The sequence below is a fragment of the Streptococcus plurextorum DSM 22810 genome, assembly GCF_000423745.1.
Classification (GTDB): domain Bacteria; phylum Bacillota; class Bacilli; order Lactobacillales; family Streptococcaceae; genus Streptococcus; species Streptococcus plurextorum.
Map to the genome: position 1 here is coordinate 335,811 of NZ_AUIO01000001.1, position 25,525 is coordinate 361,335.

Sequence of the window (25,525 nt, forward strand, 5' to 3'; positions counted from 1 at the left end):
TAGAAAGACTTGGTTTGTGCCAAGTCTTTTTTACTTTTCAGAGCTCATATCACAAATCCTATGCTATCGTAAGAGAAGGTCATCGGATGTCAGCTTTTAGATAAACATGTCCTATTGTAAATGCCTAGCCTGACACCTTTGCTTAAAGGAAAAATGGATTTTCTGCCTTTTTTGATTTAATTCAATTTCAGGACTTCCACTTTCTGCCCGCCTAGTAACACTAGGTATTTGTCAACCTTAGGTATGTGATAAGACTGACTAAGTGCTTGAGCGTAGAGCGCCATTTGCCCTTGGTAGCGGGAAGCGATTTTTTGACTATCGGTAAATTTATCCGTCTTGTAGTCAAAAAGCACCAGATGATCCTCATAGAGCAGGTAGCCATCAATAATGCCACGAACCACAAAGTCCTCACCACTTTCCTGATCGGTCGTTAGCATGGCAAAAGGTGCTTCACGATGTAATTTATCTCTGTTAGCTAATATTTCTTTCCCCAATGGGCTGTCAAAGAAAGCTAAGATTTTAGAGAGGTCAAGCTGGGCTTTGACAGAAGGATCTGCTTGAACAGCTTCAATTGCCTTCTGGACCATCGCTTCGGTTACTTGATCAGAAAGTTGTAAGCGTTGCATGAGCTCATGAAGTGCTGCTCCTATTGCCGTAGCTGATGGCTGAGTTTGATTAGAAAAATCTGGTAAGCTAAAGCTCAACTGACCTTTTTGGACAACCGCGCTAGCTTTTTCCATAACCTCAACCCCTTCTGTATCCATAACCTGTTCGTAAAAGTGTTTGACCTGGCTAGGGGTTCTGACGGTAGGGAGGTTAATAGCAGAGCGGTACTTTTGATTGAGCTGCTCCACCGACTCAAGGACCGTTAAAGCCTGACTAATCTGATCAGACTGACGATTCTGAGACAGGTCATCTGCAGAAATCCCTTTTTCCACTGTCAAACGGCCGATTTTATCAGCTCTTAGTTGGTCTTGGTTAACATAAGTAATCTCAAAAGCAAGACCTTCCTTCCCGAAGGCTTCTGCAACGGCTAAAAACCAATCCTGGAAATTTTTTTGCTTTTCACGCTCCTTGATTGGAACAAGTCCTTTCTCTGACTTACCAGAATAAGCTTGAGATAATTTTTCTTGACTCCCTTTTCCGACAATGTAGAGGCGTTTTTCCGCTCGGGTCATTCCCACATAAAGCAGACGCATCAACTCCGATAGCTCTGCTTTTTTACTTTCCGCCTGATTGGCACGATAAGGTAGGGTGTCTATCTGCAAATACACCTTTGGCAAACTTGTTTCTGGAAAGTCTTCTTTGGCATCCGCCAGATACTTAATGCCAATCCCCTTATCCCGACTAAGAATGTAAGGTTTTCTGCTATCACTCAGTTTGGTCAGTAATTCCTTGTCTGCTCCCAGAATAAAGACATACTGAAACTCCAGACCTTTTGATTTGTGCATGGTCATGACTTGAACCGCATTTTTAGGCGGTACGATGTCAACATCTGCCAAATCATTATCACTTGCCAAGACCTTATCAATCATACCGATAAAGCGGGGCAAGCCTTTGAAGCCTGTTTTTTCATAGGCATGGGCACGTAAGGCTAAGGCGTATAGATTAGCCTGTCGCTGTTCTGACTTTGGTAAAGCTGCCACATAGTCATAATAGAAGCGATCATTATAAATGGTCCAAATCAGATCATAGAGCGATAGCCGTTTTGCCAATTCTCGCCAAGTCAAAAAGGTCTCCATAAAATTGGCCAGTTTGTTTGCTAGACGGTTCGTGATTAACGACGAATGGTCACCAGATGTTTCATAAGCCAAAACCAACTTGTCATAGAAGTCCCCACTGTCAGCCTGGATAGCAATCCGTGCCAAGTCATCCTCATCAAACTGAAACATTGGCGAGCGCAAGAGAGCTACGAGGGCATAATCGTTAAGAGGATTATTGATGGCACGTAGCGTGTCTAACATCACCATAACCTCCAAAGACTTGAGGTAGTTCATCTGACCACCATCCGTCACCAGCGGAATGCCGTGAGCCTCGAAGGCAGGCAAAATATCCTTGTAAAGGCTACGTGATCGCACCAAGAGCGTTATATCCTTGAACGCTACTTTTTCATCGTTATAAAGGCGGATAATTTCCTTGATGACCAAATTGATTTCCCCTTTAGAAAGGGCTTCGTCCTCTGTTTCAAACGCCTCTTCTGATTCGTCTACTGGCAGGTCATCAGCGGTATCAGTATTGTAAATTAAAAGCTGAGTTTTGTTTTCAGGACACGCCTCTTGTTGATGAGCTGAACCTGCTACTAACAAATGCGTTTCATCATAGCGAATATCCCCCAAATCCTCGTCCATGAGATGACGGAAAAGATCATTGGTAGCCTCTAAAACAACAGCATGCGAACGGAAATTTTCCTTGAGCAAAATGAGCTTACCGGCACTCGGATGATCTTGAAACCGTTTGAACTGTTGGTGGAAAATCTGCGGATCCGCCTGACGAAAACGGTAGATGGATTGTTTAATGTCTCCCACCATAAAACGGTTGTGACCATTTGATAAGAGTTCTAACAACCGTTCCTGAGTGTGGCTGTTATCCTGGTACTCGTCTACCATCACTTCATGGAAATGCTCACGATAAGCCTGTGCCACTTGAGGAAAGTCTTCTAAGACTTGTATCGCCAAATGGGCAATGTCGTTAAATTCAAAAGCATTTTCCTGAATTTTCGCTTGCAGGTATTGGTCACTGAAATCAGAGACAAAATCTCTTAATAAAACAAGGAGAGGCAAACTCTCTGGCTGATAACGTCCAATCACATCAGCCTCAAACAAGGCTCTTTTCGCCTCAAGAAATGGGGCTAAATAGTCTGGTCTCGCCTGATTATAGTCCTTTGAAAAAGCTTTGAGCTCCTCATCCTTAACATTTCCAATCCGCATGGTCAGCTGACTAGAGAGAGCCGAGACCTTATCTAAAAATGTTGCAACTTGCTCTCGACTGCTGAGCACATCAAAATGGCCTAAGAGCTCAATCACTTCCTGAACGGCATCTAGGTATTTATAGGATTTTTGAAATTCCTGAGTCACCGTCTCATAATGGTGTTGGAAAAATGCTAGGGCATCTGTGATGGCCTTATCCAAAACGTTAGGAGACAAAAATTCTGATAAATAAACCTCAAGCTGCTCCTTAAGAGGTGTCTGATTAGCTGCTAAAAAGCAACTCTCCAACCACTGCTTAGGGCTAGCTGTGGACTGACTAAACTGATAAATGTCGTAAACTAAGGCACGAAAGGCAGCACTATCTTTGCGATTGCCACTAAAATTGCGCACCAACTTAATAAAGTCCTGACTCGACTGTCCGGTCATATAGTCTGAAAAGAGATCTTGGAAAACCTGGCCTTTCAAAATATCCTGTTCAGACTTTTCCGCCATTATGCGAAACATTGGAGAAATGCCTAAAAGATAACCGTGTTGATTGACTAATTTTTGAGTAAAGGCATCCATTGTTCCAATATCAGCAGCACTAAGGAGGGCAACTTGCTCCGACAAATAGACCATCTCTTCTTCGCTTTTGGCCTCTTTGAGCATATCTGTCAATCCTGCTTCTAAACGCTCTTTCAACTCCCCAGCAGCCTTTACCGTAAAGGTCGAAATAAAGAGCCTATCAATCGAAATCCCACGGCTGATGATGTCCAAAATCCGGCGAACCATGACAAAAGTCTTTCCAGAACCCGCAGAAGCCGACACCAAAATATTGGTGCCACTGGTGTAAATAGCTTCAATCTGCTCAGGTGTCAGTTTGCGCTCCTTATTTGATGTCGCCTCCTCAGCAATACGGGCAGCAATCTCTGTCTCCGTCAAAAACGCTTTAACGTCCATTTTCTTCCTCCATAAGGGCTAGTGCTTCAATTTTGTCAATCCCTTGTCCCTTCCTAGGCAATTGCTTCAAGCGTCTAGCATTGGTCAGCAGATGCTGATCCGCTTCAAAGTGTGTGATAGCTTTCAGTTGTTCTCCCGCGACAGACTTGCCATCTTTGGTATAGGGGTTAATAGCAAAGCTACCTGAGCGAATCGTGGCAATAGCTTTGGCAAAAAGGGTTTGATTATAAGTCAGCAAGGTATCCAGCTGGGCTTGGTTATACAGGTGTTGCCCATAACTATATGCTCCATTCGCCAAGTGCACCTTATCCTCCTCTGAAAAAAGGCCTTGGTAAGTCAGCGCTTTAATATTCTGAGTCAAAACATCCTCCTGACTCTTAGTCTTCGCTAGCTGAACGATTGGATTTTGCATGTGCAGGTACATCGCGCCTAAAAGCTGATCTGTTTCAATGCCATAGGCTTCCTTAACTGCTTGAAGGTAAGTGACTAGTTGAGAATTAAGCCCATTGTAAAAATCATTGAGATGAAACTTCCTATCACTAGACTTATAGTCTACGACGCTAAATTTGTCTTTCATGGAAGCATTATCTCCAGCAGAAGCAGGTAAGATATCGACACGATCAATAATGCCTTTGACCTTAGCTTGACCTGCAAGGAGAAAATCAAAGGCCTTTTCTTGATCTTTGACCGTCTCAGACTGCATTTCCCTAAAAAGACTAGCCGTAGATCTAGCCATATCTTCTAAAATCACTTGTGACAAGTAACTTTCTTGATTGTCTGCTTGAAATAGTTGCTTGAAATGGTCTTCTTGATTGGTTTCAGAGATGGCTCGTTCAAGGCTAGCATCAAAATGAGCCGATGAAAGGTTCTCTCTAAACAAGCGCTCGAAAATTCGGTGCAAGTAGGTCCCGTAAACACGAGCATCTGGCTTAAGCGTCTCAGACTCTTGTAACCCCAACACGTAACGTAAAAAGTAGAGGTATTGATTATTGTAAAAGGCTGTAAGAGCCGTAACAGATAAGGCAATAGGCTGATTTTTGGGAAAGACGATTGCCATGACCTCTTCTGACACTGGTTTGGTCTTAATTTCTCCCAAAATTTCCGGAAATTCCAAGGCTTGCTCTGCCATTTGACGACGTAAATATCGAACGGCTACAGCCCAGAAGGTCTGTTCTTCCCTAGTCATCTCAGAAAATAGTTGGCTTTGGTTTACCGCAATAATTGTCGATAGCAAATCCTTGTAATTGCCTATTTGATCTGAGCTTGCTTGATAGTCAGACCCTCTTTCCTCAACCGTTAAGCCGATAGCAAGCAATTCTTTCAGATAGGGCGATATCTCATCTGCAGATTCATTAAGAACTTGTGGCAAGCTGAGCACTAACTGATGGCTGGCCGCATTAAAAAGAGATAGGGCAGCAAAATGATTTTTCTTGAGATTATCAGCACCCACAATAGACAACTGGGTAGCATCCTCTGTTTTTTCATTGATCAGCGCTCTTTCCTGATCAGTCAAAAGGCTCTTGTTCTGAGCGTTTTTTGGAAAATGGCTACGCGTCATACCTAGCGCAAAAACGTATTTAGCAGAATGCGGTTCCACCAAATCATAGGATTTGATGTTGACCACATCGACTGTCGCTGGTACCGTCCGATACTCTGCAGCCATCATACCAGATTTGAGCAAGGACAGAAAATCAGCTACAGATAAACTGGTCGTGCCAAAAATGCGATGCATTTGCTCAAGCAAACCAACAAAACAGCTCCAGACTTGCTCGTGCTGATCTAACTCTCCTTCATCTACACCTTGGACTAGCTTTTCAAAGTTAGTTGTTAATGCAAATTCTTCTAGTAACTGACTGAATTTTTTCAAAAGACTGTCTCCTTTTTGGGGACGGACCTTCAAAAAGTTTACTAGAGGAGTGATGAGTTGGTGGCGTATCTGATTCAAGTGATCCAGTTGGTAACGGTCTGTCACTTGAAGATGACCTTGTGCATCTCTTTGCCGTTTTTGCCTTAGATTGGCTGTAAAATCACGGTTAAATTTAGCCAAACCTTGAATATCCGCAAAAATGACATACTGTTCAAAGCGGTCAATTTCCTCCTGAGTAAACCTACCAATTAAACCTGATTTGAGCACATTTAAGACATCTTCTGCTCGGAAATTATAGCGTTTTATACGCTCCAAGGCATCAATCACATTGACCAGTGGATGATGAGACATTGACTCTGCTTTGCCGAAGTAATAAGGGATATCAAACTTGTCAAAGAGCTTTTTGACCTGCAAATGGTAACTATCCACATCTCCTAGCAGTACCAAAATCTCCTTATAGCGGATTCCTTTAGCAAGGAGCTGACGAATCTGACGAGCCACTTGAATGATTTCTTCTCGCTGGTTGACAACTTCCCAAATTTGAATGCTCTCTTTATCTTCATCTGTCAGCGTAAGGTCTGTCTGGCTAAAATCATGGCGACTTTCCAAGATGGCAGTCAATCGAGAAAAGCTCGTCTGCTCTGCCATGTCCCCTAAATAAAGAGGCTTAACCCCAAAACGCTGAGCCAAATGCCGTAAAAACTCTACAGAGGCTTGATAGATATTGCCTTGAATAAAGTTGGTTCGGTAGGCTTTTTGGCTAGCATAGACGCCAATGATGATGTCTGAACATCGGCCATGAAGAAGATCAATCAAGTATTCTTCCTCAGCTGAAAAACGGGTAAAACCATCAATAATGAGGACCGTTTTCTCAAGCTGTTGGTCAAGCTGTCCTGACTGGATTTGATCCCCAAAACGGGATAATTTACTTTGGTTATCAAAATGATTCTCTCTCAAATAATCTTCAACAGCTAGGAAAATCTTAGTCAAATCTTGAGCCTTGTCTATCTGCTCCAAATAGCAAAGGTCTTCAATAGTCATATGGGCAGTTTTTAGCTCCTTATAGAGGTCAATCAGCTGATGGATGACATTAGCATCTTTACGCAGACGACCATAAACCTTAAGGTCATCCTCCTCAAACTGGCTCAAGACACGGAAAAAGAGCATGGCTAGCGCCTTATCATCTAGACTTGCTCTGCTATTAGCATCTTTCAGAAGAAAATAACGCGCCATCTGACCAAAACGCGTCACCGTAATGGCAAACGAAGCTTTCTGAGGCAGGCTTGACAAAACCTTGCGCTCTTTTTCAAAGGAAAGAGAGTTTGGTGCAATGTAAAAGACACGCTTACCTTCTTGCGCTAGTTTTTGGGCCTCTGCAGCCAATTTTTTTGTTAAGTCCTGAGACACATCAGTAAAAAAAAGTTTCATGACTTTCCTCTCATCCTATTGGAAATTTTACTAATACTAGTATAACAAAAAGCCACCCTTATGAGTGGCTTGAACGTAGACAAACTCTATTTTCTCCTTAAACAAACTGAGAAGCTCTGCTCGCTTAAGATGTGGTTTCCCATGTTGCAACCGAAAATAAGCCTTATTAGGGACTGTTCATCCTGGTAAATGTAGCGTCAACACTAGTTGTAGGCCACCAGCACTTTTTGAAACATCGGCTCAAAAATGAGACAAGACCTGCCAAAGGAAGTCACTACCGTCCGTTATAGGCTTTATCTTCAGTCTAAAAGCCACTCTTAGAAGTGGCTTTCAGATTATATAGGATACCAAACCATTAATGTTTTTGTTCGCCTTTGCGACGACCTGCTAAGTAGGCACCAACCATACCTATACCAGCACCTAGAATAGTCAAATAAGAGAGTAACTCGGTTCCTGTTTTAGGAAGAACAGAGCTTACAAAACGTTCAACAATCGTTGCTGGTTCTTTGACAACTGTTTCTCCACGTGCTGGGATGCCAGTATCTTTGCCATCCACAACCCAGTTGCCATTGTCGCCAATTGTCACTGACGTTGACTGACCATCTTGGCCATCCTTGCCATCTGCTCCTTTGGTAATGAGCACACTGGTCGTATCACTAAAGGTAATAATCGTATTGCCATTAGCATCTGTTTGTGTTTCTACGACGCTAATGCTCTTGCCATCTTGACCGTCTTTACCATCTGTTCCTTTGTTGATGACTGCTTGGCTGCCATCTGAGAAGTAAAGAACAGTGTTGCCGTCTCCATCAATTTCTGTTTTGACAATCGTAAGGCTTGCTCCGTCTTGCCCATCTTTGCCATCAACGCCATCTTTGCCATCAACGCCATCCTTACCGTCTACTCCGTCTTTACCATTTGTGCCATCTTGACCTTTTGGAATAGTAATTGACGTTCCATCACTAAAGGTAACGACAGTATCGCCATTAGCATTAACAGTTGTTGATGTGATGGCAATAGATGAACCATCTTGACCGTCCTTGCCATCTTGACCATCTTTACCAGCTAAGCCATCTGCTCCTTTTAGAATGGTTGTCACAGAACCATCACTAAAGGTAACGACAGTATTACCATTGGCATCAAAGTCTGTCTTAACCACCGTGATACTGCTACCATCTTTACCAGCTTGTCCAGTCGCACCTGTGGCTCCTGTTTCACCGCGAGAAGCTTTTCCTGTATCAACACCATCGATAAACCAATTACCGTTTTCTCCAATTGTGATGTCTGTTGTGTTTTTCTTATACTTAGCATAGTAAACCAAGTCCTTGGTTACATTAGTTGCTAAAATATCCGCACTATCTACGATATTAGTCGTATGATCAACATACCATCCTATGAAAGTATACCCATCTTTTGCTGTTGCTTCTGGTAAGGTGTTTGATAAAGCAGAGCTGACAGTGCTTCCGTTCCCTTCAACGGTGTAGGTTACAGAAGACTGATTAGAGATGCTTCCTTTTTCACTATCTGTAGCAAAGGTTACCTTATAGCTAGGCGCTTCCCAAACGGCTTCTAAAGTAATGGCCGAATCTATCCGTTGCTGAACAACTTCATCGGCACTATAAACCTTGTCACTGCCATTGATGCGCCACCCCTTGAATGTCCAACCGTAAGCTTTTTCTGCTTCAGTCAGTGTTGGGACAGTCGTCACATCTGTGTACATCCCCAGACTATCATTCTGTAAAGCCCCATAGAAGCTGACGTACTGGCGATTGTTACTCGTAAAAGTATAGATGCCATCATTACCTGAGTACCAGATACGGTAGGATACCGGTTCACCATTTTGGTTTTGTCCGATACTGTTGTTTGGAAACTCCCCTCGTTTAGAGATGGCCATAATTTGGCGCGAACGACTGACAAGCATCCAGTATAAATCCACTTTTTGACTATCCGACGTAATGGTCACTGTTGATGTTTTCGACTGGAATGGGTAATTACTATCTGTACTTAGGGTAATAGGCACTTCTGAATCAGTGACCAAACTAATGGTATAAGTCCCTACAGGAAGATTTGCAACAGTGAAGTCACCTGCTGTTGCAGACTGTGCTTGAGATCCCGTTTGTCCTTCAAAAACAACTTGTCCATTGGTATCCGTCACTCTCACTAAGACTCCGCCATAATTGGCACCTTGAAACCAAGTAACTTGCGTACCACTGGTTGAACCATTGGTACGATGAACAAAATCACGGGCACTTTCATTGCCATATTTTCTAACATGCCCATTAATCTCTGCAGCTTCTACTGGATTCATCCATAATCCTAACAAAAGGGCTGCAAGGCTAATGGTAACTTTTCTTTTCATGTTTTTCTCCTCATTTTTCAAAAAGATTAGACCACTACTATTATATACCGATTGTAGGAAATAGCAAGCATTTTTATAAATTTCCTTGTGGTTTCCCTATCTTTAAAAATTTAGGTATAATAAAGTCAATCATAACTCAGGAGAAAATGATGAAAATAGATGATTTAAGAAAAAGCCAAAATGTCGAGGATAAGCGTGGTCAGACTAGCGGCAGAAACTTGGGCTCTTCATTTAACAGAGGAAATTCCAACAATCAACTCCTCTTACAACTGCTGTTTTCACGAACAGGTTGGAAAACAAAACTCATCCTTATCCTACTACTTGTTTTCCTTGGTGGAGGAACTGGAATTAGCGAACTCTTTAGCGGTAACAGTAATAGCTACTCAACCAGTCAGGTCACACAGACAGCAAATACAAGCGTTTCAGATAAAGATGCCGAATTTATCTCTAAAGTTCTAGCCTCGACTGAAGACTTTTGGACCAAAGAATTTCAACGTAATGGTTTAAACTATCAACCACCAAAGCTTGTTCTTTATACGGATTATATCGAAACAGCCAGCGGCACAGGTTATGCTCAATCTGGACCTTTCTATAGCCCTGCTGATCAAAAGATTTATCTAGATTTATCCTTTTACCAAGACTTATCCACCAAATACGGCGCCTCTGGCGACTTTGCTATGGCCTATGTTATCGCCCATGAAGTTGGCCACCATGTCCAAAACGAGCTGGGAACACTTTCAGATTATGCCAAAAAGCATAGTAGGCTTTCAGAGGTTGAAGGCAATAAACTAAATGTGCGGCTCGAACTTCAAGCCGACTATTACGCAGGGGCTTGGGCAAATGCTGTCGCGGATCAAGGATTGCTGGACATTGGTGATATTGATGAGGCCCTAACGGCTGCGCATGCTGTTGGAGATGACCATTTGCAACAAGAAGCTTATGGTCGAACAATGCCAGATAGCTTCACTCACGGGACCTCTGAGCAACGCAAACGCTGGTTCCAAAAAGGGTATGATTATGGTGACCTCCAACACGGCGACACCTTTTCCATCCCTGAAAATCAATTGTAAGAACGAACCCCTTCTGAAGCTGAATTTCAGAAGGGGTTTTATACTTCTCTTTCTGTGACAGCTACTAGCCTATAGTTGAATGCCATTTGCTGTCTAAAACAGTGATGATTTGCAGGTTGAATAAAGAGCAAGGACTTCCTCAGTCAAACAGACCCAAACCGTTCATAAATGCTGTAAATCTTCCTTCTACAGTCATCTCTTTAATGATTTCTGTGATCAAATAAACCTGAATAGATAGTAAGTCATCTGTTACACTTTGCTGACAAAACCGCTCTAATTGCTGATAGATATCATCAATCCTCGTGAAAGTCAGCTTAATATCTGATTTTTGCTGTAAACCAATTTCCCGATAAGACATCTTATCCTGACTAGCAACTAATTCCTCGTAGCCTTTGTCAATATAAGTTATCCCAAAGTAGTCAGGCTTTCCGCCACGTTCAAGTAACCTAGCGTAACCAATCAGACCCGTTGCCATCAGGGCACGATCCTTATCAGACAATCCCCATTCCTCGCAAAATTCTCGTTCCATAGCAGAAATGATCAAGGCATCCAAGTTGGAAGGATTTAACTGTCTATAATCCTTTTGCCATTCTACGGATCCAGAACCTGATGGGGCATAGCGGTTACGATTGGCTTTAGAATTGGCACCTTGTCTAGCAATCAGCAGATGACGATCCGCTGTAATGACTAAGGTAGAAGCGCCTAAGAAGTTAGCACTTCTACTATTGGTCAAACTATAAAGTTCATTATCTTCATTGGACAGTAACGTTTTGCCTGAAAAATAAAGGCCAATCTCTTGCTGATGATAGAAGTTTTTATAAACAATTTCATGGGAACACTGGCCGTCATAATACCCAACTTTACCAATGCCTATATGCCCACCATCCTTAAAATGCTCTACCAGCAGACTCTGATGTTGCCTCACCAATTTCCCATTATTCATAAAACGGTTTTTTGATAAATTAACCTTCATAATTTTAGGCAGAAGTTCCAGAAGAACCGCTGGCAGATTATAATTAGGAGCTTTGAACAGTAACGGGATATTTTTCCCCTCCTGCAATAGTTGATTGATTACCGGACTCATCACATAATATTCCTTACCGTAAGTCCCTTTTTCAAAAACACTAACCTGATAGCCAGATTTCTGATAGTCATGCGGTAAGCTTAATGTCTCTTTTAGAGCTGTTTTGTCACTCTCATCAAGTGTCTCAATCATAATATTCTCAATCAACTTGTGATAACGTCTAAAACTCATCACAAGAGCAGAGACCAGTACCAAAAGAAGTAACCAAAAAGACGTGAGGTATTTCTCAAGGTTTAGGTTAAAGAAAAAACTCAAGGAGTCCCTAAAGGAGAATAAATTATTGAGAAGAACGCTTAAAATAAGGAGCGTTCACCCAAAGTATTGCTTTACTGCTGTGTAAAACAAGTCGATTCTACCTGTAATAGCATAAAAATATTTGTTAATTAAGATTTTACGATGTTTCATAACGTATTCCAATCAGGCTGATATCATCTCTCTTCTTAAACTGGCTTAAATCTACATGGTTATTGGCAAAACAGGATTGCAAAGCATCGATCACCTGTTGTGGCGAATAGGTCAATGCTTCTAGTTTCTGGTTGGGCAAACAATAGTCCACAAAGCCATCCGAACATAGCATAATACGATCATGATTGGTCAGCTCCAAACTCCCTAAAAGGGCATAAGCCAATCCCTGACCATCAATAGAGCCAATCCAATAGCCATCTGCTTGATTTAACTTTTGACGTGTCTTTTGCAGGATAGCCTTTCGCTTCTGTGGGTCTTCAACCTTAGCAAGCAGTTGCTTGTCTTGAGCTGCAAGGGGCCAAATGCGATCATCTGTTAGCACCTGCTTCCCTTCAATAATGAGGTAAGAATCTCCTAAAATATAATAGTCTAAATGCCCGTCAATTATTCTCGCAAAAACCAACGTAAAGGTTGGCAACATATAGTGAGGACAGTCTGTCCTTATTTTCTCCTCCTTCAAGAGATTTTCCCGAACCATCTGGACACTCTCTTGAACAATGGATAGCAAAGACTTCTGGTCATCTAAGTGCTGCCTTAGGGCTTGGTCAAGACGTCTCACTAAAACCGCTGAATCTGTATCTTCCTCAAAGAGTCGAATACCATAAAGATCCGTCACACCGTCCATTAACCAAAAATAATGCCCAGAATAGCCAATCATATCTTCATTTGATTGATTGGTCCCTTGAATTGAAATGACCTGTTCAACAATCATAATACTTGCCTCTCTTTACTAAGTAGTATAGCTTCTAACAAGAAAATTGACAAGTCCCTATGTCTAGTCTGCCTGTCAGAAGTCCCTGAAACTTGCTTCGACAATCGACTTTTGTCTAGAACATTAGCTCACCCACTCTGCTTGAAAAAAAAAACAGACTGTTATTGGTTGGCACAGTGACATAAAAGCCAAACCATTTCTCCTGATAAAAAATGCCTGAAACTCTGCTGCTTCAGGCATGTTATCATCTAAATCCTCAAATCAAAGGCAATCATTTATGACTGCCGACATGTATTCGATTTAAGGCGCGTTGAAGCGCTACTTTAGCACGGCGAACTTGGTCAATATCATGAATAGCTTGCGCTTGATCAAGAGCACGCTCTGCACGAAGTCTGGCACGCTCTGCACGGCTAACATCGATGTCTCGTTCCCTCTCTGCTGAATTTGCCACAATCGTAACAAGATTATTCTTAACTTCAATGATTCCGCCATTGACGGCGACCCAGTCCACATGGCTATCGTCATCAATGCGACGAATCTTCATCTCATGAACATCTAGTGACGCAATAAAATTGATGTGATGAGGTAGAATTCCCATCTCTCCATTTTTTGTCCGAACCGAAATATAGTTCGCATGATGATCGTATTTAATCCCATCAGGCGTAACGACCTGAACTGTCATATGTGCCATAGAGACCTCCTAGTAGCCCATTTTTTTAGCTTTTTCAATAACATCAGAGATAGGGCCGACATTTCGGAAAGCATCTTCTGGTAGCAGGTCATGTTTGCCTTCTAGAATTTCTTTAAAACCACGTACCGTTTCAGCAACTGGCACATAAGAACCTGGCTGACCTGTAAATTGTTCTGCCACATTAAAGTTCTGAGATAAGAAAAACTGAATCCGACGCGCACGACCAACAAGGATTTTTTCCTCATCAGACAATTCATCCATACCTAAGATAGCAATGATATCCTGCAATTCACGATAACGTTGCAGAACGCGTTGAACTTCTGTAGCTACCTGATAATGCTCTTCTCCAACAATTTCTGGAGAAAGGGCGCGCGAGCTAGAAGCCAGAGGATCAACCGCAGGATAAATGCCCATCTGGGTTAATTTCCGCTCCAAGTTAGTTGTGGAGTCCAGGTGAGCAAAGGCTGTTGCTGGGGCTGGGTCTGTATAGTCATCAGCAGGCACGTAAATGGCCTGAATCGATGTGACAGAGCCCTTCTTCGTTGAGGTAATCCGCTCCTGCAACTGTCCCATTTCTGTCGCAAGGGTTGGCTGATAACCAACGGCAGAAGGCATCCGCCCCAAAAGGGCTGATACTTCTGACCCTGCCTGCGTGAAACGGAAAATGTTATCGATGAAGAGCAGAACATCCTGACCTTCAACATCACGGAAGTATTCCGCAATGGTCAAACCAGTCAGAGCAACCCGCATACGAGCACCTGGTGGCTCATTCATCTGACCGAATACCATGGCAGTTTTCTCAATAACGCCTGATTCTTTCATTTCCCAGTAAAGATCATTTCCCTCACGGGTCCGCTCACCAACACCGGTAAAGACAGAGATCCCTCCGTGCTCCTGAGCAATATTGTGAATCAATTCCTGAATCAAGACAGTCTTACCAACTCCGGCACCACCGAAAAGACCAACCTTACCACCCTTCAAGTAAGGGGCTAGTAGGTCAATGACCTTGATACCAGTCTCCAAGATGTCATTAGACGTCGATAATTCATCAAAAGCTGGTGCCTTCTTATGAATTGGTTGACGCTCTGCAGTTTCTGGAAAGGGCGCTTCTAGGTCAATGGTATCACCCAACACGTTGAAAACCCGCCCCAGCGTTTCCTTACCGACAGGAACAGAGATTGGACGGCCTGTGTCAAGAACTTCAACCCCTCTGGTTAAGCCATCTGTTGACTCCATAGCGATGGTACGAACCACTCCATCACCAAGCTCCAGCGCGACTTCTAGGACAATTTTTTGTTTCTTATCCCCATTCTTATAGACGATTAGGGCATTATTAATTTCTGGTAGTTTATCTCCTGCAGCAAACTTGACATCTACAACAGGTCCAACAACCTGAACAACTTTTCCTGAACTCATAAATTAAGATACAATGGAACACCCAGCTTGGCTACAAGCACCTGAACTCTATTAACCTACCAAGCATACGGCTGTCTGGTGAAAATAAAGCGTTTTACAGGCTCTTTGTCCCATGTTTGATATAGTAAGATTACTAAATCAAACTATCCTTTCTGTATATTTTGCACAAATCCCATCACCAGCGATAGGCACTCAAAGACAATGACGGCAAATGCAACATCATTCGAGTGCGTTAGCACCAGCTACGATTTCTGTAATTTCTTGTGTAATGGCCGATTGCCGTGCACGATTATACTGAATCGTCAAGTCATCAATCACATGCTTCGCATTATCGGTTGCGGTTTGCATGGCTGTCATACCTGCAGCATGTTCTGCTGTCTTAGCATCAACAATGGCTCCATAAATCAGACTCTCCGTATATTGCGGCAAGAGTTGCTCTAAAATTTCCGTCCGACTAGGCTCTAATTCAAATCCTGCTACACCTTCTTCTGTTGCCTCTTCTGCTACCAAATCAGAAAGAGGCAGCATTTTTTGAACACGTACCTGACTGGTAATACTGTTCACATGATGGTTATAACACACATAAAGCTCATCAAAGAAACCTTGTCTATACATTTCTACAGATTGAGAGATGATTTGACTCACCTGCTCAAAGGAGGGCTGATCTTCCAAGCCACGCATCTCGAAAGAGACGGGCAATCCCCTATTCTTGAAAAAATCAGCCCCAATAGACCCAATAGAGATAATGGCATAATCGTCAGCACCATCTTCATGATAGTCTGCGATTAATTCCAAAATAGCTTTGAGAAGCTTCGCATTATAGCCACCGACCAGCCCTTTATCTGAGGTGATCACAATGTAGCCTGTCTTTTTAATCGGCCTAGCGGCTAACATAGGATTATCAGACCCTGAAATTAATTCTGACTTTAAAAAATCGGTTGTAATTTGACGAATCTTTGAAGCATAGATTTGATAGTCTCTTGCAGCTTGTTCGGCTTTGACCAGCTTTGCAGAAGAGACCATCTTCATGGCACTGGTAATCTTACTGGTTTTTTCCGTAGAGAGGATTTTAGATTTAATTTCACTTAGGGATCCTGCCATAATCAGTCCTCCTTAAGCATTTAAAAATGATTGATCTTTAAAATCTTGAATAGCCGCATCTAAGACACCATCCTCAGGTAAGTCTTTTGTCGTGCGAATCAGATCAAAAATGTAGCTGTAATGCCTGTCAAAATAGTCATATAATTCCGACTCAAAGGTGAGAATATCATTTACTGGAATATCATCCAAGAAACCATGGGTCAAAGCATATAGGATAACGACTTGTTTCTCAACTGGCAAAGGCTTGTGTAGGGGCTGTTTCAGAACTTCCACCGTACGGCGACCACGATTCAGTTTGGCCTGAGTCGCCGCATCAAGATCTGATCCAAATTGCGTAAAGGCCTCAAGCTCACGATAAGAAGCTAAATCTAGACGAAGGGTACCTGCTACCTTTTTCATGGCCTTAATTTGTGCAGCTCCTCCCACACGCGACACCGAAGAACCGGCATCAATAGCAGGACGAATACCCGAATTAAAAAGATTTTCCTTTAAGAAAATTTGACCATCTGTAATTGAAATCACATTAGTCGCAATGTAGGCTGAGATATCCCCTGCCTGTGTTTCGATAAATGGCAGAGCGGTTATTGAACCTCCACCCAATTCATCTGAAACCTTTGCTGAACGTTCAAGAAGACGGCTATGAAGGTAGAAAACATCACCTGGATAGGCTTCTCGTCCTGGCGGACGACGAAGCAGCAAGGACAATTCACGATAGGCTACCGCCTGTTTTGACAAATCATCATAGACAATGAGAACATGCTTGCCTTGATACATGAATTCCTCAGCCATGGCCACACCTGCATAAGGAGCGATAAAAAGTAAAGGGGATGGTTGTGAAGCTGAAGCTGTCACAACAATGGTGTAGTCCAAAGCCCCGTATTGACGTAGCGTTTCTACTTGCGTCCGTACGGTTGATTCTTTTTGCCCAATAGCCACATAGATACAAATCACATCATTTCCCTTTTGATTGAGAATGGCGTCAATGGCAATGGACGTTTTACCCGTCTGACGATCCCCAATAATAAGCTCACGCTGACCACGACCAATTGGCACGAGGGCATCGATAGCTTTTAGGCCAGTTTGCATAGGTTCTGAAACAGACTTGCGTTGCATGACTCCAGGAGCAGGTGTTTCTACAGGTCTAAACCCAGTTGTCGCAATATCGCCTAGACCATCCACTGGCTGTCCTAGAGGATTGACCACACGACCAATCAAAGCGTCGCCAACGGGCACCTCCATAATTTTTCCAGTGCGCTTGACAATGTCTCCCTCTCGAATGTCCAAATAATCACCTAGAATGATAATCCCAACATCACTGGTTTCAAGGTTCTGTGCCATTCCGTATGAGCCATTTGAAAACTCTAATAATTCTCCACTCATGGCCGCATTTAGGCCACTGGCACGAGCAATACCATCACCAACATAGGTAACAATACCCGTTTCTGTGATTTCAAAGTTTGGTTGAAAGTCATCAATTTGTGCCTTAATCAAAGCACTGATTTCTTGTGCATTTATAGCCAAGCCATACACCACTTTCTATTTTTACAATTTTTGTTTAATGTCTTGAATCTGCGTTTGCACACTGGCATCGATAATTTGGTTATTCACCTTAATCACAAAACCACCCAATAATTTTTCATCAAGCGTTTCAATCAACCGATGCGTTTTAATCAGGAATTTCGTTTCAACAATATGACGCAAACGCTCTTTTTGAAGTTGAGTCAATGGCTGTGCTACCACCACTTCCATGTCAAAAATTTGTGTCTCCTCACCAATTTTGACAATAACTTCTTGCAAGATCGGTAGAATCATCCCAAATTCGTCTTCTGTTGCTAATGATTCTAACAGCTGATTGAGGTAGCGATGCCCTGAATGAGGCAACTGACGAATCAAGCCCATCTTCTCGACTTTTTCAAAACGTTCTGAGGTCAAGACAGCATCTAATTTTGTCTCTTCAAAAATGTCTAGAATTTGGGAGACATCCTCATAGACGACCGCTAATTGATCTGAATCCTTAGCTTTTTGCACGACCTCTAAAGCGTATTTATGCACCAAAGCATCTTTTTTCAAATCCATTAGTTTTCTCCCAAGCGATCCAAATAGCGATCAACCAGAGCGGTTTTTTCACTAGCGTCTAATTTTTCCAAGAGAATCCGCTCCGCCAAATCAATAGCCAGTTTTGCCACTTCCTCTTTAGCGGCTTCTATGGCATCAGCCTTAATTTGTTCTGCATCTACTTTGGCCTTATCTTTAATAGCCTGTGCTTCTTCTTTTGCCTGACTCAGAATAGCTTCCCGATCGTGTGAGGCTCTAGCATTGGCTTGTCCAACGATACGACTAGCCTCTAAGCGACTTGCTTTTAGTGCTTCTTCTTGCTCTTTGATATAGTTTTCTGCTTGTGTACGCGCTGTCTCTGCTTTCTCTAAATCCTTTGAAATCTTATCTGCACGCGCATCAAAAATACCGACGATATGTTTCCAGGCAAAGATTCGTAATAATACCATCAAAAGGACAAAGGATCCTGTCACGATGATAAAGTTGCCAAGAATAGCTCCTGTCGTAATGCTATGTAATACCATAAGCATCTCGTTTCCTTCCTAATACTTAATGACTATGACCGTTAACCTTATTGCTCAAATACATTGAGGTTAACATGGTGAAAATATAAGCCTGCAGACATGAAATAAAGACTGAGAAGCCTATCCATAACATGGTTAATAGAAAGGCAACAGGCTGCCAAAGGGTATGCACATGGCTTAAATTAACCAATAAACCAATTAAAACCTCACCAGCATAAATATTTCCATAAAGGCGAAGCGCCAAAGACAGAAAATTTGTAAACTCCTCTATAATGTTCATGGGAGTCATTGCTGGGGGCGTCACAAATCCTTTTAAATAAGCTTTAAATCCACGTTGACGAATGCCTTCGACATGACAAACCACCGTGACAATTAGAGAAAGGCCAAAATCAAAAAGCATATTTGCTGTTGGTGACATCCAAACATTTTCACCTTCTGGCGTTTGCAACTTGGTCATCAAACCGAGATTATTGCCCACTAATAAGAACATGAAAAGACTAAATAAAAAAAGTGAGTATTTTCTTGCATAGGTCTCACCTAAATTGCCCTTACTAAAGTTAAACACAAATTCATAAGCAAATTCTAGTAGGTTTTGCTTTCCTGAAGGTTTCAATGCCATATTCCGACTAGCCCAATAAACTAAGGTAAAGACAATTAAAACCGTCAATAGCGACATGGCTAAAATCGTCACATCTAAGTCAATTGGACCCAGATGCAGTATTGGATTCGATTCTTCCAAGGGAGTCCCTCCTTATCTCTCTATTCTACCTATCGACTTACATGATAAATGCCATACCCAGAGTGATAAAGAAGATTGCTTCTACAAAGGCAATACCCATGAACATGGTCCCCATAAATTTTCCATAGAGCTCTGGCTGACGTGCAGATGCTTTTAAAACATTGCTCACAATTAAACCATTTCCAATCGCACAACCAAGTCCTGCAAGGCCAAGTCCTAAAATACCCAAATTCATTAAGAATTCTCCTTAAAAATTTTTTTACCCAGTCATTTTAGTCCTATTTTTTTTAATTGTCAATGAAACACTTCTATTTTTAAGGCTTTCACGAGGGAAGTGACCAGTTTGACTGACTAATACTGACCTTTGGCCGATTGATTTCAAAAAACGTGCCCCAAATGGAAGCACGTTTTGAACTTAGATAAAGCTTATTTTCTAGCTATGATAAGCTAAAAAGCTCTGCAAGGATTGCCTTAGGCAAGTTCTTGATACAACTCCATATAAGCTTGGCTTGCCGTATCCCATGAAAAATCTCTGGTCATGGCATTTTGCTGTAGCATTTTCCAGTCATCTGGTCGATTGTGATAAACCTCTAAAGCAAGCTCAAGGGTCTTTGTCATCCAATAGCCCGAAAACTCACCAAATGTAAACCCTGTTCCTGTCTGATCAAAGGCATTATAAGGCGTTACTGTGTCACGCAAGCCTCCCACCTCAGAGACCAAGGGGAGTGTCCCATAGCGCATTGCCATCATCTGAGAGAGACCGCACGGCTCAAATGCAGACGGCATTAAGAAGAGATCTGCTCCTGCGTAAATCTGCTGAGCCAAGGTCAAATCGAATGTCAGATTTGCAGAAAGTTTGTGGGGATAAGTCTGTCCAAACCAAGCAAAACTTTGTTCATAGGCGTCATATCCTGTCCCTAACAGAGCAATCTGTACATCGTACTGCAAGATATTGTGCAGTTCATTGACCACAAGATCAAAGCCTTTTTGATCCGTCAAGCGTGAGACAATCCCAATCAAAGGCACATCATCTCGAACTGGCAAGCCTAAACGCTCTTGAAGAGCACTTTTATTCTTGGCTTTTCCTGATAAATCCTTACTGGAGAAATGATGTGGAAGCATTGCATCTGTCTCTGGGTCAAAGAGAGCCGTATCAATACCGTTGACGATTCCCGATAATTTTCCAGACTCCATGCGCATCATCTGATCGAGTCCCTTACCAAAAGCTGGCGTCTGAATTTCACTAGCATAACTTGGTGAGACGGTCGTTACACGGTCTGCATAAAGGATTGCTGCTTTCATCCAGTTAAGGCAATTATTCCACCGCAAGGTACCATCGGCATAGCGCTCATGTCCGACGCCAAAAAGGTCTCCTAAGATAATAGGATCAAACTGCCCCTGAAACTCGATATTATGGATTGTAAAGATTGATTTAATGCGACGATAAGCCTCTATCCAATGATACTTTTCTTTAAGGAGAAAAGGCATCATTGCTGTGTGGTAATCGTGAACATGGAGAATATCTGGGATAAAAGACACTCTTTCCATCATTTCAAGAGCTGCTAGTTGGAAGAAGGCAAAACGCTCACCATCATCCCAGTCGCCATAAACTTTCCCTCTAAAGAAATATTGCTGATTATCAATGAAATAGAAAGTGACCTTATCACGAACAAGTTTCTTAATACCGACATAAGCGCGACGCCAACCAACAGCCGTGTAAAAAGAGAGAAGGTCTTCAACCTGATGGCCAAATTTAGCATCAACAACATCGTAATAAGGAAGAACAACTGCTACCTCATGCCCCTTTTGAGCAAGAGACTTGGGCAAGGCTCCGATAACATCTCCCAGCCCTCCAGTCTTAGCAAAAGGCGCACCTTCTGCTGCTACGAACAAAAGTTTCATTGAATAATATCTCCTGTGATTTCAAGACCTTTCGTAATGACTAATGGTTTGTCCGCACTGCCTCGAAGCGTCACACCTGCTGGGACAGTCACGTTTTTATCAATGATAGCATACTCAATCGTTGCACCTTCTCCGATTGTAACCTTTGGAAAAATGACTGAATCTGCTACTCTAGCACCTTCTGCCACACGACAGTTACGTGAAATAATTGAGTGTTCCACATGCCCCGTGATGATAGAACCTGAGGCAAACTGTGAATTTTTCACCTGTGACTGGTCATCAAAATACGTAGACTCTTCGTTCTTGACTTTTGTGTAAACCTTTTGATTACCGTAGAAGAGGGCATAGAATTTCTGAGGATCGAGCATGTCCATATTCGCATCATAATAAGATTTAACAGAAGTAATATTAGACAAATAACCTGTGTGTTCGTAAGCCAAAGCGCCATCAGTTACGATTAAATCACGAAGCAGGTAGCGAATTTTACGAGGTTTTTCTTTTTGAGCCTCTTCCTCTAGTTTTTCAATGAGATATGGCGTATTCACCACGTAAATATCCGCTGACATTGGAACAGGTTCATCAGATTGATCCGCATCAAGCTTGCCAATAACAGTATCGTACTGGTCTATATTTAGCAATTCATTGGCTGGTGAGACATAATCTTTCATCAGCTTTTTATAGACAACTGTCAATTGGCGATGATTGGCATTATGCAAGTGAATGACCTGTTTCAGGTTGATATTTGCTAAGATATCACAAGACATGTAAACGGTCTGATCAGAACCTGAGCGACGAAGGTAATTAAGGATCTGACCGTAGTAATCCTCATCTGCATAAATGCTCTCTTCATCAGAATTATAAAACCCTAAGAAATAGTGACTGAGGAGAGTGTTAAGCCCCCACTCGCGACCTGAGCGAATATGGTCAAAAATAGAACGAATATTTTGCCCGCGGAAAACCCCATAAATGCTACGAATACCTGCATTTGCAAGGCTTGAAAGCTGAAAATCAATGAGGCGATATTTCCCGTCAAATGGCAAACTTGCTAAAGGGCGATTGGCTGTCAAACTTCCCATATCCGGATATCCAATCGCATTCCCGAGAATGGCTGTGTACTTATCAATCTTCATTTGCTACCCCCACAACTTCATTGTATCCAATAACTTGTACGTCTTCTGTACCATCCAATTCGACAGCTTCGCCAATCACAGCACCTTCTCCAATAATGGCACGTGTAATCTTAGCACCTGCCTTAATGGTCACGCCACTCATGATAAAGCTATCTTTAATAACCGCTCCCTCTTCTACCTTGACATTAGCAGAAAGAATCGAGTGCTCCACTTGACCTGCCACAAAGCAGCCATCGACAACTAGCGAATCTTTCACTGAAGCGGTATCTGTGATAAAGTTTGGTGGTGCAATATGATTTTTGGAATAAATCTTCCAAGACCGATCGCGACTGTCCAAGGCATTATCTACAGCAATATACTCCATATTTGCTTCCCAGAGCGATTCAATGGTACCCACATCTTTCCAGTAACCCGAAAAATTGTAAGTATACACATTTTCACCAGACTCAAGGTAGGCAGGGATAACATGTTGCCCAAAGTCAGACATATCAACCCCATTTTTCTCAGCATCCACTAGCATTTTGCGGAGTTTAGCCCAATCAAAAATGTAAATCCCCATTGAAGCCTTGGTGGATTTTGGATTGGCAGGCTTCTCCTCAAATTCAACAATACGATCATTTGAGTCGGTATTCATAATACCAAAACGGCTAGCTTCTTTAATTGGCACATCAATAACTGCTACGGTCAGACTCGCATGGTTATCCTTGTGAGTTTGAAGCATATCAGCATAATCCATCTTATAGATGTGATCTCCAGATAGAATAAGAACGTATTCTGGATTGATGCTATCGATATAATCAATGTTTTGATAAATCGCATGGCTAGTCCCTAGAAACCATCTATTCCCCTCAGTCGCAGAATAGGGTTGTAGAATCGTTGCTCCACTATCGATACCATCCAAGCCCCAAGAAGAACCATTTCCAATATGGCTATTAAGAGCAAGGGGTTGGTATTGGGTAATGACACCAACATGATTGATACCAGAATTGGCACAGTTAGATAGGGCAAAGTCTATAATTCGATAGCGGCCTCCAAACTGAACCGCTGGTTTAGCAATATTATGGGTGAGCTTGCCTAGACGTGTCCCTTGCCCACCGGCAAGGATAAGCGCTAACATGTCATTTTTCATATTTCTTCCTTTCTCAACTCATGAAATGCGGTGAAAAGTGTTCTTGCTTTTCAAGTTGATAACCTTTATTTTTTTAACCGACCTTTCAGTCGCCAAACACTTGCTCCCATTGCAGGTAGGGTAAAGCTAAGGGTTTGTTGATAATCCTTCCACTGTTCAGGGGAAGTCGTAGTGTCTGGATTAGTCTCTTTCCAAACCCCTCCGAAATCCTCCAACTCGGTATTCAAAACTTCTTCATAAATACCAGCTATTGGAACACCTATCGTAAAGTTTGGGCGTTCAACAGGGGTCATATTGAAGACGCAAACTAAGAAGTCTCCTTTATCGTCTTTTCGAATAAAGGATAAAACCGATTCTGCTCGGTTGTCTGCATCAATGATATCAATACCGCTGTAAGTTTCGTCATTTTGCCACAAGGCTCTTTGATTTTTATAGAAAGCATTCAGCTGACTGGTAAACTCTTTCATTTTTAAGTTGAGTTGATCCTCTGAGGATAAGTCTCCCCATTCCAACTCATGATTGTATTTCCATTCTAAAAATTGGCCAAATTCAGACCCCATGAACAATAATTTTTTTCCTGGATGACAGATTTGATAAGTGTAAAGACAACGCAGAGCTGCAAATTGATTGTAGCGATCGCCCCACATCTTGTGCATCATTGATTTCTTGCCATGAACCACTTCATCATGGGAAAAGGGCAAGATAAAGCGTTCGTTAAAGGCGTACATGAAGCTAAAAGTAACCAAATTAAACTCGTATTGACGATAAATAGGATCGGTCTCGTAAAAACGAAGAATGTCGTTCATCCATCCCATATTCCACTTATAATCAAAACCCAATCCCTCTTCTGATAGAGAAGCCGTTATAGGGGTGTCCGCTGTTGATTCTTCTGCAATCATCATCACATCTGGATGCCTGTCTTTGATAATGCCATTTAAGCGACGTAAGAAATCATAGCCTTCAATATTTCGATTGCCACCAAATTGATTTGGGGTCCACGGACCATCGTCATAGTCTCGGTAAAGCATATTAGATACTGCGTCAACCCTGATACCATCAATGTGATAGTGCTCTATCCAGAAAAGAGCTGATGAAATCAAAAACGATTGCACCTGATTTTTCCCTAAATCAAAATTTAAGGCTCCCCAACGAACATTCTTGGCCCTATCAGGATCCTGGTATTCAAAGGTCGGTGTGCCATCGAAGTAAGCTAAGGCATCGTCATTTTGGGTGAAGTGACCTGGCACCCAATCTAAAATAACACCAATATTGTGTTGATGACAGGTATCAACAAATGCTTGAAAATCTTTTGGACTGCCATAGCTATGTTCTAGAGCAAAATAGCCCATAAGCTGGTAACCCCAAGACATGTCAAGAGGGTGTGCCATAACAGGCATTAACTCCACGTGTGTGTAGTTCATTTCTACCAGATAAGGAATCAATTCTGCCGTTAACTGCTTAAAGGTATATGGATTTCCTTGAATGTCCTTTTTCCAAGATCCTGGATGAAGCTCATAGATATTCAGCGGGCGTTTTCTAAACCCAAAGCGTTTCCGACGTCCTAGCCAGAGACCATCATGCCATTGATACTGAGGTAAGGGACTTAAAATAGCCGCTGTTCCTGGTCGTGCCTCAAAGGCTCTAGCAAAGGGATCAATCTTCTCGATCACTTGCCCATCTTGTCGCGTCACGAGGTATTTATATAATTGCCCGGTCTGTGCTTGAGAAACATAGCCCTCCCAAACACCAGCATCATTTTTAGTCAAAAAAATCGGAGCATCCCGCCATTGGCTAAAATCACCAATAACTGCTATAGATTGGGCATGCGGTGCCCAGACACGAAAAAGGTAACCTTCCTCCTTTGCCTGTGCTCCAAAATAGAGATGGGCGTGAAAATTTTCTCCTATGCCAAATTGGTAAAGTCTATCGTTATCTTGCATGAAACCTCCCTCATCTCAATGATCATAAGCAAAGAACCCTATCTGTTTAT

At 42.3% G+C, this 25,525-nt stretch carries 18 protein-coding genes; 1 reads left to right on the forward strand and 17 read right to left on the reverse strand.

What is annotated here, in order from left to right:
- Positions 1 to 176: 176 nt before the first annotated feature.
- From addA to G575_RS0101680, 3 genes are all read right to left on the reverse strand, one after another.
- Positions 177 to 3,866, reverse strand: coding sequence for a helicase-exonuclease AddAB subunit AddA (gene addA / locus G575_RS0101670; protein WP_027971195.1), 3,690 nt, complete (start codon positions 3,864 to 3,866; stop codon positions 177 to 179).
- On the reverse strand, positions 3,856 to 7,161 hold the full coding sequence (gene rexB, locus G575_RS0101675; RefSeq protein WP_027971196.1) for an ATP-dependent nuclease subunit B: 3,306 nt from the start codon (positions 7,159 to 7,161) through the stop codon (positions 3,856 to 3,858). The genes addA and rexB overlap by 11 nt, the downstream gene beginning before the upstream one ends.
- A 355-nt stretch (positions 7,162 to 7,516) precedes the next feature.
- Complete coding sequence (locus tag G575_RS0101680; protein WP_027971197.1) at positions 7,517 to 9,517, reverse strand: LPXTG cell wall anchor domain-containing protein; 2,001 nt, start codon at positions 9,515 to 9,517, stop codon at positions 7,517 to 7,519.
- Between the two features lie 149 nt (positions 9,518 to 9,666).
- Between G575_RS0101680 and ypfJ the strand changes: the two genes are divergently transcribed.
- Positions 9,667 to 10,587: a KPN_02809 family neutral zinc metallopeptidase gene (ypfJ, locus tag G575_RS0101685; protein WP_027971198.1), complete on the forward strand. Its 921-nt coding sequence runs from the start codon at positions 9,667 to 9,669 to the stop codon at positions 10,585 to 10,587.
- A 139-nt stretch (positions 10,588 to 10,726) separates the two neighbouring features.
- On the opposite strand, the gene G575_RS0101690 is transcribed toward ypfJ, so the two are convergent.
- From G575_RS0101690 to glgB, 14 genes are all read right to left on the reverse strand, one after another.
- Positions 10,727 to 11,803, reverse strand: coding sequence for a hypothetical protein (locus G575_RS0101690; RefSeq protein ID WP_027971199.1), 1,077 nt, complete (start codon positions 11,801 to 11,803; stop codon positions 10,727 to 10,729).
- Positions 11,804 to 12,062: 259 nt separating this feature from the next.
- The gene (locus G575_RS0101695; RefSeq protein WP_027971200.1) at positions 12,063 to 12,848 is read right to left on the reverse strand and encodes a SpoIIE family protein phosphatase; all 786 of its coding nucleotides are present in this window, start codon (positions 12,846 to 12,848) and stop codon (positions 12,063 to 12,065) included.
- 271 nt (positions 12,849 to 13,119) lie between these two features.
- Positions 13,120 to 13,539 (reverse strand): F0F1 ATP synthase subunit epsilon, encoded by a 420-nt coding sequence (locus G575_RS0101700; protein WP_027971201.1) that lies wholly within the window; start codon positions 13,537 to 13,539, stop codon positions 13,120 to 13,122.
- 9 nt (positions 13,540 to 13,548) lie between these two features.
- Entirely contained in the window at positions 13,549 to 14,955 is a 1,407-nt protein-coding gene (atpD, locus tag G575_RS0101705) for a F0F1 ATP synthase subunit beta (RefSeq protein ID WP_027971202.1), read from the reverse strand.
- A gap of 219 nt (positions 14,956 to 15,174) precedes the next feature.
- A complete protein-coding gene (locus G575_RS0101710) occupies positions 15,175 to 16,056 on the reverse strand; it encodes a F0F1 ATP synthase subunit gamma (protein ID WP_027971203.1) in 882 nt (293 codons plus the stop codon).
- Between the two features lie 12 nt (positions 16,057 to 16,068).
- The gene (atpA, locus tag G575_RS0101715) at positions 16,069 to 17,577 is read right to left on the reverse strand and encodes a F0F1 ATP synthase subunit alpha (RefSeq protein ID WP_027971204.1); all 1,509 of its coding nucleotides are present in this window, start codon (positions 17,575 to 17,577) and stop codon (positions 16,069 to 16,071) included.
- A 21-nt stretch (positions 17,578 to 17,598) separates the two neighbouring features.
- The gene (locus tag G575_RS0101720; RefSeq protein WP_027971205.1) at positions 17,599 to 18,132 is read right to left on the reverse strand and encodes a F0F1 ATP synthase subunit delta; all 534 of its coding nucleotides are present in this window, start codon (positions 18,130 to 18,132) and stop codon (positions 17,599 to 17,601) included.
- Complete coding sequence (atpF, locus tag G575_RS0101725; RefSeq protein ID WP_051176865.1) at positions 18,132 to 18,641, reverse strand: F0F1 ATP synthase subunit B; 510 nt, start codon at positions 18,639 to 18,641, stop codon at positions 18,132 to 18,134. The genes G575_RS0101720 and atpF overlap by 1 nt, the downstream gene beginning before the upstream one ends.
- A 19-nt stretch (positions 18,642 to 18,660) precedes the next feature.
- Entirely contained in the window at positions 18,661 to 19,374 is a 714-nt protein-coding gene (gene atpB, locus G575_RS0101730; protein WP_027971207.1) for a F0F1 ATP synthase subunit A, read from the reverse strand.
- Between the two features lie 37 nt (positions 19,375 to 19,411).
- The gene (gene atpE, locus G575_RS0101735; RefSeq protein ID WP_027971208.1) at positions 19,412 to 19,609 is read right to left on the reverse strand and encodes an ATP synthase F0 subunit C; all 198 of its coding nucleotides are present in this window, start codon (positions 19,607 to 19,609) and stop codon (positions 19,412 to 19,414) included.
- Between the two features lie 236 nt (positions 19,610 to 19,845).
- Positions 19,846 to 21,276: a glycogen synthase GlgA gene (gene glgA / locus G575_RS0101740; RefSeq protein ID WP_027971209.1), complete on the reverse strand. Its 1,431-nt coding sequence runs from the start codon at positions 21,274 to 21,276 to the stop codon at positions 19,846 to 19,848.
- Positions 21,273 to 22,406, reverse strand: coding sequence for a glucose-1-phosphate adenylyltransferase subunit GlgD (glgD, locus tag G575_RS0101745; RefSeq protein ID WP_027971210.1), 1,134 nt, complete (start codon positions 22,404 to 22,406; stop codon positions 21,273 to 21,275). The genes glgA and glgD overlap by 4 nt, the downstream gene beginning before the upstream one ends.
- Positions 22,396 to 23,535 (reverse strand): glucose-1-phosphate adenylyltransferase, encoded by a 1,140-nt coding sequence (locus G575_RS0101750; protein WP_027971211.1) that lies wholly within the window; start codon positions 23,533 to 23,535, stop codon positions 22,396 to 22,398. The genes glgD and G575_RS0101750 overlap by 11 nt, the downstream gene beginning before the upstream one ends.
- A gap of 65 nt (positions 23,536 to 23,600) precedes the next feature.
- Positions 23,601 to 25,475: a 1,4-alpha-glucan branching protein GlgB gene (glgB, locus tag G575_RS0101755; RefSeq protein ID WP_027971212.1), complete on the reverse strand. Its 1,875-nt coding sequence runs from the start codon at positions 25,473 to 25,475 to the stop codon at positions 23,601 to 23,603.
- Between the last annotated feature and the right edge of the window lie 50 nt (positions 25,476 to 25,525).

Excerpts from the sequence above, each read along its gene's own strand:
- addA (WP_027971195.1), bottom strand. The coding sequence starts at position 3,866 with ATGGACGTTAAAGCGTTTTTGACGGAGACAGAGATTGCTGCCCGTATT.
- rexB (WP_027971196.1), bottom strand. The coding sequence starts at position 7,161 with ATGAAACTTTTTTTTACTGATGTGTCTCAGGACTTAACAAAAAAATTG.
- G575_RS0101680 (WP_027971197.1), bottom strand. The coding sequence starts at position 9,517 with ATGAAAAGAAAAGTTACCATTAGCCTTGCAGCCCTTTTGTTAGGATTA.
- ypfJ (WP_027971198.1), top strand. The coding sequence starts at position 9,667 with ATGAAAATAGATGATTTAAGAAAAAGCCAAAATGTCGAGGATAAGCGT.
- G575_RS0101690 (WP_027971199.1), bottom strand. The coding sequence starts at position 11,803 with ATGATTGAGACACTTGATGAGAGTGACAAAACAGCTCTAAAAGAGACA.
- G575_RS0101695 (WP_027971200.1), bottom strand. The coding sequence starts at position 12,848 with ATGATTGTTGAACAGGTCATTTCAATTCAAGGGACCAATCAATCAAAT.
- G575_RS0101700 (WP_027971201.1), bottom strand. The coding sequence starts at position 13,539 with ATGGCACATATGACAGTTCAGGTCGTTACGCCTGATGGGATTAAATAC.
- atpD (WP_027971202.1), bottom strand. The coding sequence starts at position 14,955 with ATGAGTTCAGGAAAAGTTGTTCAGGTTGTTGGACCTGTTGTAGATGTC.
- G575_RS0101710 (WP_027971203.1), bottom strand. The coding sequence starts at position 16,056 with ATGGCAGGATCCCTAAGTGAAATTAAATCTAAAATCCTCTCTACGGAA.
- G575_RS0101720 (WP_027971205.1), bottom strand. The coding sequence starts at position 18,132 with ATGGATTTGAAAAAAGATGCTTTGGTGCATAAATACGCTTTAGAGGTC.
- atpF (WP_051176865.1), bottom strand. The coding sequence starts at position 18,641 with ATGCTTATGGTATTACATAGCATTACGACAGGAGCTATTCTTGGCAAC.
- atpE (WP_027971208.1), bottom strand. The coding sequence starts at position 19,609 with ATGAATTTGGGTATTTTAGGACTTGGCCTTGCAGGACTTGGTTGTGCG.
- glgA (WP_027971209.1), bottom strand. The coding sequence starts at position 21,276 with ATGAAACTTTTGTTCGTAGCAGCAGAAGGTGCGCCTTTTGCTAAGACT.
- glgD (WP_027971210.1), bottom strand. The coding sequence starts at position 22,406 with ATGAAGATTGATAAGTACACAGCCATTCTCGGGAATGCGATTGGATAT.
- G575_RS0101750 (WP_027971211.1), bottom strand. The coding sequence starts at position 23,535 with ATGAAAAATGACATGTTAGCGCTTATCCTTGCCGGTGGGCAAGGGACA.
- glgB (WP_027971212.1), bottom strand. The coding sequence starts at position 25,475 with ATGCAAGATAACGATAGACTTTACCAATTTGGCATAGGAGAAAATTTT.